This window comes from Saccharothrix sabaoui (assembly GCF_051756985.1).
In the GTDB taxonomy this organism is placed as follows: Bacteria; Actinomycetota; Actinomycetes; order Mycobacteriales; family Pseudonocardiaceae; genus Actinosynnema.
Genome location: NZ_JBPKJK010000289.1, coordinates 1 through 5605, shown reverse-complemented (window position 1 = coordinate 5605; position 5605 = coordinate 1). Strand labels below are relative to the sequence as shown.

Genomic DNA, 5605 nt, shown 5'->3' with positions numbered 1-5605 from the left:
CCGGCGCGCGCGGCGTCGTCCGGGTCGTCGACGACCTCGACGGCCCCCGCGCGGGCGCGCCCCTGCCGCCGGTCGACCTGGACGCCGCGCTGGTCGCGGCCCACGCCGACGACGGCGTGCGGGACCGGGCGCGGCGGGCCGCCCACCGCGCCCCGCCGGGGGTGCGGGCGGCGGTCGCCGCGGTCGCCCAGGCGTGGCGGGAGGCCGCCCTGGACCGCGCCCCGCTGCCCGCCGACCGGGTCGCCGTCGTGGTCGCCGGGCACAACCTCACCGGCGGCTACGCCGACGACGTCGCGCGCAAGCTCGCCGCCGCCCCGGCCTTCGTCCCCGGCCGGGCCGCCCTGCACCTGATGGACACCGACCTGCTGGGCGTGCTCACCGAGGTGTTCGGGCCGCGCGGCGAGGGGATGACCGCGGGCGGGGCGTCCGCCAGCGGCAACGTCGCCCTGGTCGCCGCGGCCCGCCTGCTGGCCTGCGACGCGGCCGACGCCGTGCTGGTCGTCGGCCCGCTGGCCGACCCGTCGCGGCTGGAGCGCCACGCCCTGGCCAACCTCGGCGCGGTCGCGCCGCTGGCCGACGACGCGGACCCGGCGGCGCTGTGCCGGCCGTTCGACCGCGCGCACAGCGGTTTCGTGCCCGGCCAGGCGTGCGCGGCGGTGGTCCTGGAACGGCGCGGGTCCGCCGCGGACCGGGGCGTGCCCGCGCTGGCCGCCCTGCCCGGGCACGCGGTGCGCATGGCCGGCACGAGCCTGGCCCACCCCAGCGAGGACGCCCAGGTCGAGGTCGTGACGGCCGCGCTGAAGGCCGCCGGGCTCGACCCGGCGGCCGTGGACCACGTCAACGCCCACGCCACCGGCACGCCGCTGGGCGACCGCACCGAGGCCGCCGCCCTGCTGCGGGTGTTCGGCGACCGCCCCCTGGTCAACGCCACCAAGGCGTTGACGGGCCACTGCCTGCACGCCGCCGGGGTGCTGGAGGCGGTGGCCGTGGTCGCGCAGCTGCGCGGCGGGTTCCTGCACCCCAACCCCAACCTGCGCGACCCCGTCGAACCGGGGCTGCGGTACGCAGGGGAGCGGGCCGAGGACGTGCGGGCCCGGGTCGCGGTGTCGAACGGGTTCGGCTTCGGCGGCATCACCACGTCCCTGGTGATCACCGACGCCGAGGTGGTCCGGTGACGGCCCCGTGGGTGCCCCGCGACGCCGGGGGGCGGGACGCCGGCGTGGTGCTGCTGTGCTTTGCCCACGCGGGCGGCGGCACGGCCGGGTTCCGGCCGTGGCGGGAGCCGCTGGGACCCGACATCGGGGTGTGGCCGGTGCTGCTGCCCGGCCGCGAGTCCCGGCTGCGCGAGCCCGCGCACCGCCGGATGGGCACGCTGGTGCCGGAGCTGGTGGACGCCCTCGCCCCGGCCCTGGACCGGCCGTACGCGCTGTTCGGGCACAGCACCGGCGCGGTCGTGGCCTACGAGGTGGCCCGCGCCCTGGTGGCGCGGGGCGCGCGCCCCCCGCTCCGGCTGTTCGCCTCCGGCCGCCGCGCGCCGCACCTGCCCGCGCGCCACGAGCCGCGCCACGGCCTGCCCGAGGCCGCGTTCCTCACCGCCCTGGCGGGACTCGGCGGCACCGCGCCCGAACTGCTCGCGGAACCCGGCCTGGCCCGGCTGTTCCTGCCCGCCCTGCGCGCCGACTTCGAGCTGAACGAGACCTACGTCCCGCTGCCCGGACCAACGCTGACCTGCCCGGTGTCCGCCATGACCGGTGACGCCGACCCCGAGGCCCAGGTGGACGAACTGGCGGCGTGGCGCGACGTCACGCGCGGCGCGTTCAGCCTCCGGACCTTCGCCGGGGACCACTTCTACCTGCGCGGGGCCCCGCCCGCGCTGATGCGCGCCGTGCGCGAGGACCTGCTGGGCCGAACCGCTCAACAGTGCGCAGACGGGGCACCGAGGTCCGTGCCACCCTCCTGACCGCCCCCGCAGTCGGGGGGCGCCCACCGCGCGAGGAGGACCCACCGTGGCCGACCTGGACCTGTCCCGAGTCCACCCGCTGTTCGCGAAGCAGATCGAGTGCCTGCAGAACGCGGACATCGCCGGTCTCCTCGAGACCTACCACCCGGAGGCGGTCGTGGTCCGCTTCCAGGGCGTGCTCAACGGCATCGACGAGATCCGCGAGACCTTCGGCCGGTACATGGACATCGCCGCGAGGTACGAGGAACTGCTGGAGTACACCCACACCGAGGACACCATCTTCGTGCGCGCCCACATGAGCGTGCGCGGCGAGCACGAGCTCGGCTTCGGCGCCTACGTGCTGCGCGACGGCCTGATCTGGCGCCAGGTCGCCGGGATCGAGGGCGGGATGCGGAACTGGTTCGCCGAGTCCGCCGAGGCCACCGAGTCCGCCGAGACCACCGAGGCGGCGGGCTCCGCTCCCTGACCGGCACTTCGAGTAGGAGGAACCAATCATGGGCTTCACCGCGACCGGTGACCTGTTGCTGCGCAGCTGGGACGAGACCACGTTCTCCGAGGAGGACGGGATCAAGCTGACCCGCTCCACCATCCGCTACGTCTTCGAGGGCGACGTCGAGGGCAGCGGGCTCAAGGAGTACGTCATGGCCTACCGCAGCGAGGAGTCCACGACGTTCGTCGGCCTGGAGCACGTGGTCGGTCGCATCGGCGACCGCAAGGGCACGTTCGTGCTCCACCACACCGGCGAGCTGGACGGCGAGCAGGCGACCGTCGAGTTCACGGTCGTGCCCGGCTCCGGCACCGGTGAGCTGGCCGGCCTGACCGGCAAGGGCGGGTTCGTGGCCAAGCACTCCGACAGCGGCAACGCCGCCTACCGGTTCGACTACGACTTCGAGTGACCGGGCGCGGCGGGCGTGGTCGCGCGCCACGCCCGCCCGTCCCCGTGGAGGAGAGGCACCCATGGACCCGGCTCCCGCACCCGGCGCGCCGCTGGTGGCCGAGCGCTACCCCATCCCGCGCGGTCGGCCGACCCACCCGGCGGAGGAGTACGCCGCGCTGCGCGCCGACGCCCCGATCAGCCGCTCGCGCCTGGACTTCGACGGCAGCGACGTCTGGTTGGTGACGCGGCACGCCGACGCCTGCGCGGTGCTGGCCGACCCCCGCTTCAGCTCCGACTTCTCCCGCCCCGGATTCCCCGCCCGGATGACCGTGCGCCCGCCGGGACCCGGCACGTTCATCCGCATGGACGCCCCCGACCACACCCGGCTGCGGCGCGCGGTGCTGGAGGAGTTCCGGCCCCGACGGGTCGAGGAGATGCGCCCGGCCATCACGACCATCGTCGACGACCTGGTGTCGGCGATGCTGGCCGGCCCGAAGCCCGCCGACCTGGTGCAGGCGCTGGCGCTGCCCCTGCCGACGCTGGTGATCTGCGAGCTGCTGGGCGTGCCCTACGACGACCGCGAGTTCTTCCAGGACCGCACCGCCGTCATCGGCGACCAGGAGGCGTCCCCCGCCGCCCGCCAGGTCGTGCGCGACGAGCTGCGCGAGTACCTCGACCGGCTGGTGACCGACAAGCACGCCGCCGGGACCGACGACCTGCTGGGCCGGATGTCGCGCGACCGCGACCGCAGCGGCCTGACCCACGACGAGGTCGTGGGCGTCGCCACCCTGCTGATGATCGCCGGGTTCGAGACCATCGCGAACCAGATCGGCGTCGGCACGCTGCTGCTGCTGACCCACCCCGACCAGTACGCCCGCCTGCGCGCCGAACCCGGCCTCGTCGTCCCCGCGGTGGAGGAGCTGGCGCGCCACCAGACGGTCATCGACTACGGCCTGCGCCGCGTGGCGACCGAGGACGTCGTGGTCGGCGGCACGACCATCCGCGCCGGCGAGGGCGTCGTGGTGGTCCTGTCCTCGGCGAACCGCGACGCCGAGGTGTTCCCCGACCCGGACCGGTTCGACATCACCCGCGACCCCCGCGGCCACCTCGCGTTCGGGTTCGGCCTGCACCAGTGCCTGGGGCAGCTGCTGGCCCGCCTCCAGCTCGGCCTGCTGTGGACGACCCTGGCCGATCGCGCGCCGGGCCTCCGGCTCGCCGTGGACCTCGACGAGGTCCCCTTCCGCACCGACATGTTCGTCCACGGGGTGCACAGCCTCCCCGTCACCTGGTAGCAACGAGGAGCACCACCATGACCCAGGCCGAGGCGACGACCGCCGAGACCCCGACCGACCCGCCGTTCCCGTTCCCGATCACCTCCGCCCTCGACCCGTCGCCGGAGTACCGGCGGATGCGCGACGAGCAGCCGGTGATGCGGGTGCGCCTGCCCAGCGGCGACGCGGCGTGGCTGGTGACCAGGTTCGCCGACGTGCGCGCCGTGTTCGCCGACCCCAGGTTCAGCCGCGCCGCCGCCGCCCTGCCGGGCGCACCGCGCCTGATGCCCGGCGTGGAGGGCGACCCCGAGTCCATCGTCAGCAAGGAGGGCGCGGACCACGCCCGGCTGCGCCGCCTGGTCGCGCCCGCCTTCACCGCCCGCCGCATGGAGACCATGCGCAGTCGGGTGCAGGCCACCGTGGACGACCTGCTGGCGCAGGTGGAGGCCGCCGGCAAGCCCGCCGACCTGGTGGGCCTCTACACCTCGCAGCTGCCGATCATCACCATCTGCGACCTGCTCGGCGTGCCGCGCGAGGACCGCGACCGGTTCCGGCACTGGTCGGACGCCATGTTCCACAGCACCGCCGACAAGCTCGACGAGGCGGTCGCCGCCCGCAACGCGCTCATCGGCTACCTGGCGGCGATGGTGCAGGCCCGCCGCGCGAACCCCAGCGACGACCTGCTCGGCGTGCTGATCGGCCACCAGGACAACGACGCGCTGACCGAGCGCGAGCTGGTCTCCTTCGCGGGCGGCCTGATCGTGGCCGGCTACGAGACGACCGCCAACCGGCTGGCCAACGCCGTGCTGATCCTGCTCGGCAGCCCCGACCAGCTCGCGCTGCTGCGCGAGGACCCGAGCCGGGTCCCGGCCGCCGTGGAGGAGCTGCTGCGGTTCATCCCCGGCGGCGCGGCGGGCGGCCTGATGCGGGTCGCGACCGAGGACGTGGAGGTCGCCGGCACGCTCATCCGGGCGGGCGAGGGCGTCATCGCGGTCACCAACTCCGCCAACCGCGACGGCGAGGTGTGGGCCGACCCGGACCGCTTCGACATCACCCGGGCCCCCGGCCCGCACACCAGCTTCGGCCACGGCGCGCACCACTGCGTCGGCGCGCAGCTCGCCCGCATCGAGATGCAGGTCGGCCTGGGCTCGCTGTTCACCCGGTTCCCGACGCTGCGCCTCGCGGTCGACGAGTCGGAGCTGCCGTGGCGCAAGAACGCCGTCATCCACAGCCTCCAGGGCCTGCCGGTGGAGTGGTGATGACCGGTACCTGGAAGGTGTCCCTCGACCAGGGCGCGTGCATCAGCTCGGGCATCTGCCAGGCGCTCGCGCCGGGCCGGTTCCGGGTGAAGGCGGGCAGCCCGGCCGAGGTCGTCAGCGAGGAGGTCGACGGGGAGGACGCGCTGCTCGACGCGGCCGAGTCCTGCCCGGTGGAGGCCATCGGCCTGGTGGACGTCGCCTCCGGCGGCGTGGTCTACCCGCCGGCCGACTAGCGCGC

General features: G+C 75.3%; 7 protein-coding genes. All 7 read left to right on the top strand.

Annotation, left to right across the window (positions count from 1 at the left end; all coding sequences use genetic code 11):
• Positions 1–1175 (top strand): beta-ketoacyl synthase N-terminal-like domain-containing protein (locus tag ACR807_RS40910; RefSeq protein WP_438926930.1); only part of this gene is annotated, 1175 nt, incomplete at its 5' end.
• The gene (locus ACR807_RS40905; protein ID WP_438926929.1) at positions 1172–1960 is read left to right on the top strand and encodes a thioesterase II family protein; all 789 of its coding nucleotides are present in this window, start codon (positions 1172–1174) and stop codon (positions 1958–1960) included. The genes ACR807_RS40910 and ACR807_RS40905, both read left to right, overlap by 4 nt.
• 46 nt (positions 1961–2006) lie before the next feature.
• Positions 2007–2426: a nuclear transport factor 2 family protein gene (locus ACR807_RS40900; RefSeq protein WP_438926928.1), complete on the top strand. Its 420-nt coding sequence runs from the start codon at positions 2007–2009 to the stop codon at positions 2424–2426.
• 28 nt (positions 2427–2454) lie between these two features.
• Positions 2455–2856 (top strand): DUF3224 domain-containing protein, encoded by a 402-nt coding sequence (locus ACR807_RS40895; RefSeq protein ID WP_438926927.1) that lies wholly within the window; start codon positions 2455–2457, stop codon positions 2854–2856.
• A 61-nt stretch (positions 2857–2917) separates the two neighbouring features.
• On the top strand, positions 2918–4129 hold the full coding sequence (locus tag ACR807_RS40890) for a cytochrome P450 (RefSeq protein WP_438926926.1): 1212 nt from the start codon (positions 2918–2920) through the stop codon (positions 4127–4129).
• Positions 4130–4146: 17 nt separating this feature from the next.
• Positions 4147–5367: a cytochrome P450 gene (locus tag ACR807_RS40885; protein WP_438926925.1), complete on the top strand. Its 1221-nt coding sequence runs from the start codon at positions 4147–4149 to the stop codon at positions 5365–5367.
• On the top strand, positions 5367–5600 hold the full coding sequence (locus ACR807_RS40880) for a ferredoxin (RefSeq protein WP_438926924.1): 234 nt from the start codon (positions 5367–5369) through the stop codon (positions 5598–5600). The genes ACR807_RS40885 and ACR807_RS40880 overlap by 1 nt, the downstream gene beginning before the upstream one ends.
• Positions 5601–5605: the final 5 nt, after the last annotated feature.

What these genes read in the sequence shown, in the direction of transcription:
- ACR807_RS40895 (WP_438926927.1), top strand. Translation starts at nt 2,455, where the DNA reads ATGGGCTTCACCGCGACCGGTGACCTGTTGCTGCGCAGCTGGGACGAG.
- ACR807_RS40890 (WP_438926926.1), top strand. Translation starts at nt 2,918, where the DNA reads ATGGACCCGGCTCCCGCACCCGGCGCGCCGCTGGTGGCCGAGCGCTAC.
- ACR807_RS40885 (WP_438926925.1), top strand. Translation starts at nt 4,147, where the DNA reads ATGACCCAGGCCGAGGCGACGACCGCCGAGACCCCGACCGACCCGCCG.
- ACR807_RS40880 (WP_438926924.1), top strand. Translation starts at nt 5,367, where the DNA reads ATGACCGGTACCTGGAAGGTGTCCCTCGACCAGGGCGCGTGCATCAGC.